The sequence below is a fragment of the Pseudomonas sp. CG7 genome (genome assembly GCF_023701885.1).
GTDB lineage: Bacteria > Pseudomonadota > Gammaproteobacteria > Pseudomonadales > Pseudomonadaceae > Aquipseudomonas > Aquipseudomonas zanjanensis.
Window position 1 is genome coordinate 39,138 of the sequence record NZ_JABAEE010000049.1, and the last position, 14,452, is coordinate 53,589.

Consider the following 14,452-nt stretch of genomic DNA (forward strand, 5'->3'; position numbering starts at 1 on the left):
ATCGGTATTTAGGAAAAGGACTTTTATGAAACGCACCCTCATCGCCTTCCTCTCATTGATCGTCACCACGATCATCGTCGCGGGCGGCTATCTCTACAGCAAGCAGCCCACCCGCCAAGGCACGATGCAGGTGCAAGGGCTGCTGGGCTCGGTGACGGTGCGCTACGACGAACGCGGTGAGCCGCATATTCGCGCCGAGAACGAAGCCGCCCTGCACCGCGCCCTCGGTTATGTCCATGCCCAGGACCGGCTGTTCCAGATGGAGATCATGCGCCGCCTCGCCCGGGGCGAGCTGGCCGAGGTGCGGGGGCCGAAGCTGCTGGACACCGACAAGCTGATGCGCAGCCTGCGTATCCGCGAGCGTGCCGCGACCTACATCACCGAGCAGGACCCGCAATCCCCGGCCTGGGTCGCCATGCAGGCTTACCTGGACGGGATCAACGCCTACCAGGACAGCCACACCCGTCCCGTGGAGTTCGACGTGCTGGGCATTCCCAAGCGCCCGTTCACCGTCGAAGACACCGTGAGCATCACCGGCTACATGGCCTACAGCTTCGCCGCGGCCTTTCGCACCGAACCCCTGCTGACCTATGTGCGCGATGTGCTGGGTGCCAACTACCTGAATATTTTCGACCTCGACTGGCAGCCCCAGGGCGTGCTGGCTGAAGGACGCAAGGCTGGCCTGCCCCTGGCCGCCGCCGACTGGAAAGACCTCAACGCCCTGGCCCGCCTGAGCGAGCAAGCCCTGGCCGACAATGGCTTGCCGCAGTTCGAAGGCAGTAACGCCTGGGCGGTCGCCGGCAGCCGTACCCGCCGCGGCAAGCCGTTGCTGGCGGGCGACCCGCACATTCGTTTTTCCACGCCGTCGGTGTGGTACGAGGCACACTTGTCGGCTCCCGGCTTCGAGCTCTACGGGCATTACCAGGCACTGATGCCGTTTGCGACGCTGGGCATGAACAAGGATTTCGGCTGGAGCGTCACCATGTTCCAGAACGACGACCTGGACCTGATCGCCGAGAAGGTCAACCCGGACAATCCCGAGCAGGTCTGGTATCGCGATAAATGGGTGGACATGACCCGCAGCGAGCAGCAGATCGCGGTCAAGGGCCAGGCGCCGGTGACGCTGGTGCTGCGCCAGTCGCCCCACGGTCCGATCGTCAACGATGCCCTCGGCGCCAACGCCGGCAAGACCCCGGTCGCCATGTGGAGGGGGTTCCTGGAAAGTCGCAATCCGATCCTCGACGCCTTCTACCAGCTCAACCGCGCCGACACCCTCGCCAAGGCCCGCGGCGCTTCGGCCAAGATCCACGCACCGGGGCTGAACGGGGTCTGGGCCAATGCCATGGGGGATATCGGCTGGTGGGCCGCCGCGCAATTGCCCAAGCGCCCCGCCGGCGTGAAGCCAGGCTTCATTCTCGATGGCAGCAGCCCGGAGGCGGAAAAGGAAGGTTTTTATCCGTTCAGCAGCAACCCGCAGGAAGAAAATCCGGCGCGGGGTTACATCGTCTCGGCCAATTTCCAACCGGTGCCGGCCAGCGGCATCGAGATCCCCGGCTACTACAACCTTGCCGACCGTGGCCAGCAACTCAACCACCAGCTCAGCGACAAGCAGGCGAAGTGGGATCTGGAAAGCACCCAGAAACTGCAGTTGGGCACCACCACCGCCTACGGCCCTCGCCTACTTGCGCCGCTGTTGCCGGTGCTGCGTGAGGTGGTCAGTGACCCGCAGCAACGCAAATGGGTGGAACAATTGGCCCAATGGCCGGGCGATTACCCCCTGGACTCCATCAGCGCCACGCTGTTCAACCAGTTCCTGTTCAACCTGGCCGATGCCGCCCTGCACGATGAACTGGGCGACGGGTTCTTCGAAACGGCCCTGTCGACCCGGGTGATCGACGCGGCCCTGCCACGCCTGGCAGCCTCCGAAGACTCACCGTGGTGGGATGACCGCACGACACTCGGCACCGAGACCCGTGCCGACACCGTTAAAAAGGCCTGGGACAAGAGCCTCGCCCATCTGAAGGCCACCCTCGGCGAAGACGCCACGCAATGGCAATGGGGCAAGGCCCACACCCTGACCCACGGCCACCCGCTGGGCCTGCAAAAGCCGCTGGACCGGATCTTCAACGTTGGCCCGTTCGCCGCGCCCGGCACCCATGAAGTGCCCAACAATCTCTCCGCCCGGATCGGCCCGGCGCCGTGGCCGGTGACCTACGGGCCTTCGACTCGGCGCATCATCGACTTCGCCGACCCGGGCCACAGTGTCACCATCAATCCCGTTGGCCAGAGCGGCGTGCCGGTCGACAAGCATTACGAGGATCAGGCCGAGGCGTACATCGAGGGGCTGTATCACCAGGCGCACCTGGCAGAGGAGGAAGTGACGGCCAACACCCATGGCACCTTGAAGCTGTTGCCGGCCCGGGCGCCCTGAATCGGGCGTGCAGGACTTTTTTATCGTTAACCGGGCTTGATCGTCATGGATGGTCAAGACTACAAGGGCACACTTGCCCGCCTCTTCCACAGGAGTCAACGCTATGTTCAATACCTGGTCCGAGCTGCTGCCCACCATCAAGAGCGCCTTTGGTGCCCTGGGCAAAAGCAATCCGAAGATGGTCAAGGCCTACATGGCCCTGGACGAAGCCGCGGCCGAGAACAATGTGCTCGATGCCAAGACCCGGGAACTGATCTCCATCGCCGTGGCCATCACCACCCGCTGTGACGGCTGCATCGGCGTACACACCGACGCCGCCATCAAGGCCGGCGCCACCCGCGAAGAAATCGCCGCCACCCTGGCCACCGCGGTGTCCCTGAACGCGGGCGCGGCGTACATCTACTCGCTGCGAGCGCTGGAGGCTCATGACGCGTTGAAGAAGTGACGGGCGAATAACCGCACAGTCCGCTATCGTCGGATCGCCGCCCGGAGCAAGCTCGCTCCCACAAGGGATCTGTGTTCGATCCACGGTTCTGCAAGCGACAAAAAACACCTGTGGGAGCGAGCTTGCTCGCGAAAGCGGTGTATCAGCCAACATAAGTGTTGAATGTACTGCCGTCTTCGCGAGCAGGCTCGCTCCCACAATGGGAACTGCGTTCGACCACGGTTTGCAGGCGACAAAAAACACCTGTGGGAGCGAGCTTGCTCGCGATGGCGGTGTATCAGCCAACATAAGTGTTGAATGTACTGCCGTCTTCGCGAGCAGGCTCGCTCCCACAAGGGGAACTGCGTTTGACCATGGATTTGCAGGCGACAAAAACACCTGTGGGAGCGAGCCTGCTCGCGATGGCGATCTGACATTCAGCATCTTCGCTGGCTGTCACACCGCTTTCGCGAGCAGGCTCGCTCCCACATGCAGGCCCAGCGTCGGGTCAGACCGGCGCGGTCTCGGCCCGGCGGACTTCCGGTTGTTTCCAGGAATCGGCGGCGCTTTCTTCGATGGCTTGCTGGATCGCGCGCTTGCGATTTTCTTCGGCGCGGCGGCTGAAGTACCAGACCAGGAAGGTCACCAGCGACACCGCCAGCAGGATCAGGCTCGCCACGGCGTTGATTTCCGGTTTCACCCCCAAGCGCACGGCCGAGAACACTTCCATCGGCAAGGTCGTCGAACCAGGACCGGAAACGAAGCTCGCCAGCACCAGGGCGTCCAGGGACAACGCAAAGGACATCATGCCCCCCGCCGCCAGTGACGGCGCGATCATCGGGATGGTGATCAGGAAGAATACCTTCCACGGCCGCGCACCGAGGTCCATGGCCGCCGCTTCGATGGACAGGTCCAGCTCACGCAAGCGTGCCGCAACCACCACCGCCACATAGGCCGCGCAGAACGTGGTGTGGGCGATCCAGATCGTGACAATGCCACGCTCCTGGGGCCAGCCGATCATCTGCGCCATGGCCACGAACAGCAGCAACAGCGACAGGCCGGTGATCACTTCCGGCATCACCAGCGGCGCGGTGACCAGGCCGCCGAACAGCGTGCGGCCCTTGAAGTGGGTGATGCGGGTCAGCACGAAGGCCGCCAGCGTCCCCAGGGCCACCGCGGCAATCGCCGTGTAGCAGGCGATTTCCAGCGAGCGCATTACCGAGCCCATCAACTGGCTGTTGTCCAGCAGACCGACGTACCACTTGACCGACCAGCCGCCCCACACCGTCACCAGTTTCGAGGCGTTGAACGAGTAGATCACCAAAATCAGCATCGGCGCGTAGATGAACAGCAAACCCAGCACCAGCATCAGGCTTGAAAAACTGAAGCGCTTCATTCCTTGCCCTCCATTTCTTTGGCCTGACTGCGGTTGAACAGGATGATGGGCACGATCAGGATCGCCAGCATCACCACCGCCAGGGCGGACGCCACCGGCCAGTCTCGGTGATTGAAGAATTCCTGCCACAGCACTTTGCCGCTCATCAGGGTTTCCGGGCCACCCAGCAGTTCCGGGATCACGAACTCACCCACCACGGGGATGAACACCAGCATGCAGCCTGCGATGATGCCGTTCTTGGACAGCGGCACGGTGATTTTCCAGAAGCTGTTGAAGGTGCTCGAACCCAGGTCGGAGGCGGCCTCCAGCAGGCTTTGGTCGTGTTTGACCAGGTTGGCGTACAACGGCAGGATCATGAACGGCAGATAGGAGTAGACGACCCCGATATACACCGCCAGGTTGGTGTTGAGGAACTGCAGAGGCTCGCTGATCCAACCCATGCTCATCAGAAAGCCGTTGAGCAAGCCGTTGTTGCTGAGGATGCCCATCCACGCATAGACGCGGATCAGGATCGCGGTCCAGGTCGGCATCATGATCAGCAGCACCAGCACCGTCTGCATCTCTTTGCGGGCATTGGCGATGCCGTAGGCCATCGGGTAACCGATCAGCAGGCACAGGACCGTGCTGATCAAGGCCATCTTCAGCGAGCCGAGGTAGGCGGCGATGTACAACTCGTCCTCGCTCAGCATCACGTAGTTGGCGAGGTTGAGCAGCACCTGCAGCTTCTGGTCGACGTAGCTGTAGATCTCGGTGTAGGGCGGAATGGCCACGTCGGCTTCGGCGAAGCTGATCTTCAGGACGATGAAGAACGGCAGCATGAAGAACAGGAACAGCCAGATGAAAGGCACCCCGATGACCAGTTGGCGGCCACCGGGCGTTATTCGATCGAGTCGGCGTTTGAGTTTGCGCATGTTCATGAGCGAAGCACCACGCCGCTGTCGTCTTCCCACCAGACGAACACCTGGTCGCCCCAGGTCGGGCGCTGGCCACGGCGTTCGGCGTTGGCGACGAAGGATTGCACGAGCTTGCCGCTCGGCAGCTCGACATAGAACACCGAGTGACCGCCCAAATAGGCGATGTCATGGACCTTGCCGCTGGACCAGTTGTGCTCGCAGGTCGGCTGCTCGGAGGTGACCAGCAGTTTTTCCGGGCGAATGGCGTAGGTCACGGACTTGTCCTGCACCGAGGTGCTGATGCCGTGGCCCACGTAGATGTTGCGGTCCAGGTCCTTGCAGGTCAGCACCGCATGGCCTTCGGCGTCGTCCACCACTTCGGTCTCGAAGATGTTGACGTTGCCGATGAACTCGCAGACCAGCCGGCTGGTCGGGGTTTCGTAGATGTCGATCGGGCTGCCGATCTGGGCGATCCAGCCCAAGTGCATGATCGCAATGCGCTCGGCCATGGTCATGGCCTCTTCCTGGTCGTGGGTCACCATGACGCAGGTCACGCCGACCCGCTCGATGATCTCCACCAACTCAAGCTGCATTTGCGAACGCAGCTTCTTGTCCAGGGCGCCCATCGGCTCGTCGAGCAGCAACAGCTTGGGCCGCTTGGCCAGGGAACGGGCCAAGGCCACCCGCTGGCGCTGGCCGCCGGACAGTTGGTGCGGCTTGCGCTTGGCGTACTGGCTCATCTGCACCAGCTTGAGCATCTCCGCCACGCGGGCATCGATCTCGGCTTTCGGAATCTTGTCCTGTTGCAGGCCGAAGGCGATGTTCTGCGCCACGGTCATGTGGGGGAACAAGGCGTAGGACTGGAACATCATGTTGATCGGCCGCTCGTAGGGCGGCATGTCGGTGATGTCCACGCCGTCGAGGAAAATCCGCCCCTCGGTGGGCCGCTCGAAACCGGCCAGCATGCGCAGCAAAGTGGATTTGCCCGATCCCGAACCGCCGAGCAAGGCGAAGATCTCGCCTTTCTTGATTTCCAGGGACACATCGTCCACGGCAATCGTCTCGTCGAACTTCTTCGTGACCCGGTCGATTTTGACCAGCACCTGCTTGGGTGTCTGGTCGCCCTCGAGGGCTTTCTTATAGGCGCCGGAGGCAACTGCCATTTACGAAACTCCCACAGAATTTGCAGTTCGCCCCACGGAGGCGAACAAGAGTGTTGACGTTTATTTACCCGACTTGACCTTGGTCCAGCTGCGGGTCATGAGTCGTTGGATCTTGGGCGGCAACTCGGAGTTGACGTAGAGCTTGTCGACGACCGCTTGCGGTGGATAAACCGCTTCATCGGTGCGTACTTTCTGGTCCATCAGTTCGCCAGCCTTGGGGTTCGGGTTGGCATAACCGACAACGTCGCTGACCTGGGCGATGACCTCAGGCTTGAGCACATAGTTGATGAAGGCATGGGCTTGCTTGACGTTGCCGGCATCACGGGGAATCGCCAGCATGTCGAACCAGAGGTTGCCGCCTTCCTTGGGAATCACGTAGGCGATGTCGACGCCCTTGCCGGCTTCGCTGGCACGATCGCGGGCCTGGAAGATGTCCCCGGAAAAACCGGCGGCCACGCAGATCTCGCCGTTGGCCAGGTCGGAGATGTATTTGGAGGAATTGAAGTAGGTCACGTAAGGCCGGATCTTGAGGAGTTGAGCCTCGGCCTTCTTGTAGTCTTCAGGGTCTTCGCTGTTGGGGTTCAAGCCCAGGTAGTTGAGCATCGCCGGGATCATCTCGTCACCCGACTCGAGGAACGAAACGCCGCAGCTGGACCGCTTCTTGATGTTTTCCGGTACGAACAGCATGGCCCACGAATCGATCTAGGCGACACCCAGGACTGCCTTGATTTTCTCGACGTTATAGCCGATGCCGTTGGTGCCCCACAGGTAAGGCACCGCGTACTGGTTGCCCGGGTCGTTCTTTTCCAGGCGCTTGAGCAGCACCGGGTCGAGGTTGGCGTAGTTGGGCAACTGCGTCTTGTCGAGCTTCTGGAACGCCCCGGCCTTGATCTGCTTGCCGAGGAAGTGGTTGGACGGCACGACCACGTCGTAACCGGTGCGCCCGGCCAGCAACTTGCCTTCCAGGGGTTCGTTGGAGTCAAACACGTCATACACCGGCTTGATGCCCGTGGCTTTTTCGAAATCCGCCAGGGTGGTCCCGCCGATGTAGTCCGACCAATTATAAATATGCACAGTGGAGGCAGCCTGGGCACTGACGGCGAGCGTCAGGCCGGCGCCCACCAGCAAGGCGTTGCGTAACAAAGAAAAGACTGGCACGTGGAGGTCCTCTTAAATAGTTGGGCCCAAGTTGCCCCCGTTACGTGACCCTTGCTGGGGCCCTGCAACAAAACCGGCGCGCAACTTACCCTCGATAAACCGATCCCGCAAAACTTTTAGTTATTTATGGGTTCCTGTTGCCGCCGCCGCGCTGGCCGCGACAACAGGAGGGTGCTTCAGGCCGGCTTATTTACCGGATTTGATCTTGGTCCAGCTGCGGGTCAGGATCCGCTGGGTCGCGGCTGGCAGGTCGGCGATGGCGTACAGCTTGGCCTTCACTTCGTCCGATGGATAGATGCTCGGGTCACCGGAGATTTCCTTGTCCACCAGAGCGGTGGCGGCCTTGTTGCCGTTAGGGAAACGCACGTTGTCGGTGATCTCCGCCATGACTTCCGGCTGCATGATGAAGTTCATCCACTTATAAGCGGCCTCGACGTTTTCGGCATCCTTGGGAATGGCGACCATGTCATAGAACGAACCGGCACCTTCCTTCGGAATGGTGTAGGCCACTTTCACTTTGCCGCCAGCTTCGGCAGCGCGGCTCTTGGATTGCTCGATATCACCCGAGTAACCCACGGCGACGCAGATGTTGCCGTTGGCCAGGTCGGAAATGTATTTGGACGAGTGGAAGTAACCGATCGATGGACGCAACTTGAGGAACAGCGCCTCGGCCTCGGCCAGTTGCTTCTTGTCTTGGCTGTCGGTCGGATAACCGAGGTAATGCAGGGCCACCGGAATCATTTCGGTTGGCGAATCGAGGAAGCTCACGCCGCAGCTCTTGAGCTTGGCGATGTTCTCGGGCTTGAGCAGGACGTCCCAGGAATCGATCTTGTCGACGCCCAATGCGGCCTTGACCTTCTCGGGGTTATAACCGATGCCGATGGTGCCCCACATGTAGGGGAAGGCATGTTTGTTGCCCTGGTCGCTGGCATCGCCGACGGCCTTGAGCAGGTCGGTGTCCAGGTTCTTCCAGTTCGGCAGCTTGGACTTGTCCAGCTCCTGGTAGACGCCGGCCTTGATCTGCTTGGCCAGGAAGTTGTTCGACGGCACCACGATGTCATAACCGGATTTGCCAGCCAGCAACTTGGCTTCCAGGGTTTCGTTGCTGTCGAACACGTCGTAGACGACTTTGATCCCCGTTTCCTTCTCGAACTTGGCAACGGTGTCCGGCGCAATGTAGTCGGACCAGTTATAGACGTGCAGCACTTTGTCGTCCGCCTGGACGGCGCCCGCCATCATGCCCATCAGGGACATGGCGAGGAGGGTCTTGCCAGCTATCTTCATACCTAATGTCTTCATGCCTAATGCCTTCATGAAAAAGTGCTCCAGTTATTCTTCTTAGCCACAGTTCAGTAGCCGGCTCTCTGGCAACTTGAACAGGCGGTAGTCTGGCAAGTTACAGGCCAGGCTTTCAACACAAGCCCAGCCTTTTGTTCACGCTGGGCGAGGCCCTCGCAGGCACCTCGCTCAGAGCCTAGCACTTAGCCTTGCAACGCACTGAGGGTCAGGTCCAGGCACTGCCGCGCCTTGGTCACCAACTCATCGATCTCGGCCTTGCTGATTACCAGCGGCGGCGCAATGATCATGGTGTCGCCCACCGCGCGCATGATCAGTCCGTTATCGAAGCAGAACTGCCGGCAGATCATGCCCACGCCCTTGCCTTCGTAGCGCTTGCGCGTGGCCTTGTCCTGGACCAGTTCGATCGCCCCCAGCAAACCGACCCCCCGTACTTCACCCACCAACGGATGATCGTTCAGTTCCCTTAAGCGTTGCTGCAAATAAGGTGCCGTTTCGCTGTAGACACGCTCGATGATCTTCTCGTCGCGCAGGATGCGGATGTTTTCCAGGGCCACCGCCGCGGCCACCGGGTGACCGGAGTAGGTAAAGCCGTGGTTGAAGTCGCCGCCTTCGTTGAGCACCGCGACCACGTCGTCGCGCACGATCAGCCCACCCATGGGGATGTAGCCGGACGTCAGGCCCTTGGCGATGGTCATCATGTGCGGTTTCAACCCGTAATGGTCGGTACCGAACCACTCACCGGTGCGGCCGAAGCCACAGATCACTTCGTCGGCCACGAACAGGATGTCGTACTTGGCGAGGATTTCCTTCATGCGGGGCCAGTAACTGTCCGGCGGCACGATCACGCCACCGGCGCCCTGGATCGGCTCGGCGATGAACGCACCGACGTTGTCCACGCCGATCTCCAGGATCATTTCTTCCAACTGGTTGGCCGCCCACACGCCGAACTCTTCGGGGCTCATGTCGCCGCCTTCACCGAACCAGTAAGGCTGGGCAATGTGGACAATGCCCGGGATCGGCAGGTCGCCCTGCTCGTGCATATAAGTCATGCCGCCCAGGCTCGCGCCCGCGACGGTCGAGCCGTGATAACCGTTCTTGCGGCTGATGATGACTTTTTTGTTTGGCTGGCCCTTGATCGCCCAATAGTGGCGGACCATACGCAGCATGGTGTCGTTGCCCTCGGAGCCGGAGCCGGTGAAGAACACGTGGTTCATGCCTTCAGGGGCGATGTCGGCGATGGCTTTGGACAGTTCCAGCACCGGCGGGTGGGCCGTCTGGAAGAACAGGTTGTAGTACGGCAGTTCGCGCATCTGTTGGCTGGCGGCATCGGCCAGCTCCTCGCGACCGTAACCGACGGCCACGCACCAGAGGCCAGCCATGCCGTCGAGGATCTTGTTGCCTTCACTGTCCCAAAGGTAGACGCCCTTGGCGTGGGTGATGATGCGCGGGCCTTTCTCTTTGAGCTGCTTGAAGTCGCTGAACGGCGCCAGGTGATGATCGTTGCTCAGGGCCTGCCATTCACGGGTTTGCGGGTTATTGCGGGTCATGCGAATTCTCCTGTAATCGGTGAGGGCGAAGCTGCCTGAAGCAGCCCCGCCCGGCGCTTCAGACGGCAAAGAGCAGGAATTCCCGCTCCCACGAACTGATGACGCGCTTGAAGTTTTCATGCTCGGCCCGCTTGACCGCGACGTAGCCTGTGATGAATTTCTTGCCCAGGTATTTCTCGATAGTGGTGCTGTTTTCCATGCGTTCCAGGGCGTCTTCGATGGTCAACGGCAAACGCAGGTTGCGGCGTTCGTAGCCGCGGCCCACCACCGGCGCGCTCGGGCTGATGCCTTCGACCATGCCGATGAAGCCACACAGCAGGCTGGCGGCAATCGCCAGGTACGGGTGGGCGTCGGCGCCCGGCAAGCGGTTTTCCACCCGACGGTTCTGCGGCCCGGCATCTGGCACGCGCAGGCCCACGGTGCGGTTCTCTTCGCCCCACTCCTCGTTCACCGGCGCCGACGTATCCGGCAGGAAGCGGCGGAACGAGTTGACGTTGGGAGCGAACAGCGGCAACAGCTCGGGGATGAATTTCTGCAGGCCACCGATGTGGTGCAGGAACAGATCGCTCATGGTCCCGTCTTCATTGGAGAAGACGTTCTTGCCGGTTTCCTTGTCGATGATGCTCTGGTGCAGGTGCATCGCACTGCCCGGCTCGCCGGTCATGGGCTTGGCCATGAAGGTGGCGGCCACGTCGTGCTTGAGTGCCGCCTCGCGCATGGTGCGCTTGAACACCAGGATCTGGTCGGCCAGGGACAGGGCATCGCCGTGACGGAAGTTGATTTCCATCTGCGCCGTGCCGTCCTCGTGGATCAGGGTATCGAGGTCCAGCTCCTGCAATTCGCACCAGTCGTAGACGTCTTCGAACAGTGGGTCGAATTCGTTGGCCGCTTCGATCGAGAAGGACTGGCGACCGGTCTCCGGGCGGCCGGAGCGGCCAATGGGCGGCTGCAGCGGGAAGTCCGGGTCGTCGCTGCGCTTGGTCAGGTAGAACTCCATTTCCGGCGCGACGATGGGCTGCCAGCCTTTGTCGGCGTAGAGCTTGAGCACTTTCTTGAGCACGTTGCGCGGTGACAGCTCGATGGGGTTGCCCTGCTTGTCGTAGGCGTCGTGGATGACCTGGGCGGTGGGCTCGATGGCCCAAGGCACAAGGAACACGGCGTTCTCGTCCGGGCGGCAGATCATGTCGATATCAGCCGGGTCGAGCAGTTCGTAATAGATGTCGTCTTCGACATAGTCGCCCGTCACGGTCTGGAGCAGCACGCTCTCGGGCAGGCGCATGCCTTTTTCGGCGATGAACTTGTTGGTCGGCGAGATCTTGCCCCGGGTGATACCGGTCAGGTCGCCAATCATGCATTCGACTTCTGTGATCTTGTGGTCTTTCAACCAATCGGTGAGCTGGTCGAGGTTGTTACTCATAAATGCCTCTAGGCGTGAGTTTCCTGACTGCTATTAATCGTCAGGCGTTGTTTGACGCATCCGCGTCGCGTTGTGTTGCCCTTGCTCGGCAGGCATCGCCAAATGCCTGGAAAATCGCAAGGTAGTACGGGTTAGAGCTTACCTCCCATTCGGGGTGCCATTGCACACCTAAAGCAAAAGCCTTGCCTTCTGACACCGAAACCGCCTCGATCAAGCCATCCGGCGCCACTGCTTCGGCCCGCAGCCCTGGCGCCAGGCGCTCGATACCCTGGCTGTGGATCGAGTTGACCTCTATCGATTGAGGCAATCCCAGGCCTGCCAGTACACCGCCGGGCTGGATATGCACGGCATGGGCAGGACCGTATTGGACCTCCACCGCTTGAGTCTCGTCTTCACGATGATCGATGAAGGTTCCGACTTCATGAACTTTCTGATGCAGGCTGCCGCCAAAGGCTACGTTCATCTCCTGGAAACCACGGCAAATGCCCAGCACCGGGATGCCCGCCTCGACAGCGGCGCGGATCAGCGGCAGGGTAGTGGCGTCCCGTGCAGGATCATGGGCAGTGCCTGGCGCACTGGCTGGGCCCTGGTAGTGAAAAGGTTCTACATTGGAAGGAGAGCCGGTAAAGAGAATACCGTCCAGGGCGTCCAGAATATCGGACGGTTGGAACAGATCCGCCAAGGACGGAAGCAGCACTGGCAAGCCCTTGGCGGCTGTCGCGACAGCCCGGGAATATTTATCGCCACTGGTGTGATAAGCATGCAGACCGATCTGCTTGGAGCAGGTGGTGACGCCGATTAACGGCAGGCGAGACATGAAGCACCCCGGTATTATTGCTGTTATGGGTTTGAATCGAGCTTAGCCTTGTTCATTTTTTTACACAACACCCCCGTAAAAAATACAACACGGCCCGCTCAAGCCTGCGGGCGCCAAGGCCCCTAAAGGGAAAAAAACGCCTTAAATTGCCCCAAAAAAGCCTCGCAGGTGCTTTTTTAGGGCAAAAAAGGCCCTGCTTGACTTCGGCATGCCGTTCGGGTTGACTGGCTTTCGAAGAGATCAATGATTGATATTTTTAACAACAAAGGTGTTGCATCATGTCGGTACCCCCGCGTGCCGTTCAGCTTAACGAAGCGAACGCGTTCCTTAAGGAACATCCTGAGGTTCTGTACGTTGACCTTCTGATTGCGGATATGAATGGTGTGGTGCGCGGCAAGCGCATAGAACGCACCAGCCTCCACAAGGTTTACGAGAAAGGCATCAACCTGCCGGCCTCTCTATTTGCTCTGGATATCAATGGCTCTACGGTGGAAAGCACCGGCCTGGGCCTGGACATCGGTGATGCCGACCGGATCTGCTATCCAATCCCTGACACCCTGTGCAATGAGCCTTGGCAGAAGCGCCCTACCGCGCAACTGTTGATGACCATGCACGAACTCGAAGGCGAACCTTTCTTCGCCGACCCGCGTGAAGTCCTGCGCCAGGTCGTGACCAAGTTCGATGAACTGGGCCTGACCATCTGCGCCGCATTCGAGCTGGAGTTCTACCTGATCGACCAGGAGAACGTGAATGGACGCCCACAACCGCCCCGCTCGCCGATTTCCGGCAAACGCCCGCATTCGCCCCAGGTCTACCTGCTCGATGACCTCGACGAATACGTCGATTGCCTCCAGGACATTCTGGAAGGGGCCAAGGAGCAAGGCATTCCCGCCGACGCCATCGTCAAGGAAAGTGCCCCGGCGCAGTTCGAAGTGAACCTGCACCACGTGGCCGATCCGATCAAGGCGTGCGACTACGCGGTCCTGCTCAAGCGCCTGATCAAGAACATCGCCTACGACCATGAAATGGACACCACCTTCATGGCCAAGCCGTATCCGGGCCAGGCAGGCAATGGTTTGCACGTCCACATTTCGATTCTGGATAAAGACGGCAAGAATATCTTTGCCAGCGAGGATCCCGAGCAGAACGCCGCACTGCGTCACGCGATCGGCGGTGTGCTCGAGCCCCTGCCCGCGCAGATGGCTTTCCTCTGCCCGAACGTCAACTCCTACCGTCGTTTCGGCGCACAGTTCTACGTGCCGAACTCGCCGACCTGGGGCCTGGACAACCGCACCGTGGCCTTGCGCGTACCCACCGGCTCGGCCGATGCCGTACGCCTGGAACACCGCGTCGCCGGCGCCGATGCCAACCCCTACCTGCTGATGGCCGCCGTGCTGGCGGGCGTGCACCATGGCCTGGTCAACAAGATCGCGCCCGGTGCGCCGGTGGAAGGCAACAGCTACGAGCAGAACGAGCAAAGCCTGCCGAACAACTTGCGCGATGCCCTGCGTGAGCTGGACGACAGCGAAGTCATGGCCAAGTACATCGACCCGAAATACATCGATATCTTTGTGGCCTGCAAGGAAAGCGAGCTGGAGGAGTTCGAACACTCCATCTCCGACCTTGAGTACAACTGGTACCTGCATACCGTGTAAGCGGTTGCGGTCAAAAAGAAACGCCGCAGGCCTTATGGCCTGCGGCGTTTTTTTATGTCTGCCGCCGAACATTGTGGCGAGGGAGCTTGCTCCCGCTGGGCTGCGCAGCAGCCCCAAAAATGCTGAAGCGGTCAACCTGAACCACGGCGGCGGCTGGTTTCGGGGCTGCTTCGCAGCCCCACCCGCCCCCGCAACCTACCCCCACCACGTGCTCCGGGCGCGGTCGCCCCTGTCGCCGCCCCCGAGCCAGGC

General features: G+C 60.8%; 10 protein-coding genes and 1 pseudogene. 3 read left to right on the plus strand and 8 right to left on the minus strand.

Going from position 1 to position 14,452, the window contains the following annotated elements; translation table 11 throughout:
• Positions 1–25: 25 nt before the first annotated feature.
• Both HGO40_RS19515 and HGO40_RS19520 read left to right on the plus strand, forming a co-directional pair.
• Complete coding sequence (locus HGO40_RS19515) at positions 26–2,431, plus strand: penicillin acylase family protein (RefSeq protein WP_250964354.1); 2,406 nt, start codon at positions 26–28, stop codon at positions 2,429–2,431.
• A gap of 103 nt (positions 2,432–2,534) precedes the next feature.
• Positions 2,535–2,876 carry a carboxymuconolactone decarboxylase family protein gene (locus HGO40_RS19520; RefSeq protein WP_250964355.1) on the plus strand — a complete coding sequence of 114 codons (342 nt, stop codon included), beginning with the start codon at positions 2,535–2,537 and terminating at the stop codon, positions 2,874–2,876.
• Between the two features lie 487 nt (positions 2,877–3,363).
• Here the strand turns inward: HGO40_RS19520 and HGO40_RS19525 are convergent, their stop codons facing one another.
• The 8 genes and pseudogenes from HGO40_RS19525 to HGO40_RS19560 form a co-directional block, all read right to left on the minus strand.
• Complete coding sequence (locus HGO40_RS19525; protein WP_250964356.1) at positions 3,364–4,251, minus strand: ABC transporter permease subunit; 888 nt, start codon at positions 4,249–4,251, stop codon at positions 3,364–3,366.
• Entirely contained in the window at positions 4,248–5,168 is a 921-nt protein-coding gene (locus tag HGO40_RS19530; protein ID WP_250964357.1) for an ABC transporter permease subunit, read from the minus strand. Before HGO40_RS19530 ends, HGO40_RS19525 begins: the two co-directional genes overlap by 4 nt.
• The gene (locus HGO40_RS19535) at positions 5,165–6,307 is read right to left on the minus strand and encodes an ABC transporter ATP-binding protein (RefSeq protein WP_122567462.1); all 1,143 of its coding nucleotides are present in this window, start codon (positions 6,305–6,307) and stop codon (positions 5,165–5,167) included. The genes HGO40_RS19530 and HGO40_RS19535 overlap by 4 nt, the downstream gene beginning before the upstream one ends.
• A 60-nt stretch (positions 6,308–6,367) precedes the next feature.
• Positions 6,368–7,465 (minus strand): annotated as a pseudogene (locus HGO40_RS19540) (polyamine ABC transporter substrate-binding protein).
• 186 nt (positions 7,466–7,651) lie between these two features.
• A complete protein-coding gene (locus HGO40_RS19545; protein ID WP_250964363.1) occupies positions 7,652–8,749 on the minus strand; it encodes a polyamine ABC transporter substrate-binding protein in 1,098 nt (365 codons plus the stop codon).
• Positions 8,750–8,946: 197 nt separating this feature from the next.
• Positions 8,947–10,311, minus strand: coding sequence for an aspartate aminotransferase family protein (locus HGO40_RS19550; protein ID WP_250964358.1), 1,365 nt, complete (start codon positions 10,309–10,311; stop codon positions 8,947–8,949).
• Positions 10,312–10,369: 58 nt separating this feature from the next.
• Complete coding sequence (locus tag HGO40_RS19555) at positions 10,370–11,728, minus strand: glutamine synthetase family protein (RefSeq protein ID WP_250964359.1); 1,359 nt, start codon at positions 11,726–11,728, stop codon at positions 10,370–10,372.
• Between the two features lie 40 nt (positions 11,729–11,768).
• Positions 11,769–12,545 (minus strand): gamma-glutamyl-gamma-aminobutyrate hydrolase family protein, encoded by a 777-nt coding sequence (locus tag HGO40_RS19560; protein ID WP_250964360.1) that lies wholly within the window; start codon positions 12,543–12,545, stop codon positions 11,769–11,771.
• A 278-nt stretch (positions 12,546–12,823) separates the two neighbouring features.
• Between HGO40_RS19560 and HGO40_RS19565 the strand changes: the two genes are divergently transcribed.
• Positions 12,824–14,200 (plus strand): glutamine synthetase family protein, encoded by a 1,377-nt coding sequence (locus HGO40_RS19565; protein ID WP_250964361.1) that lies wholly within the window; start codon positions 12,824–12,826, stop codon positions 14,198–14,200.
• Positions 14,201–14,452: the final 252 nt, after the last annotated feature.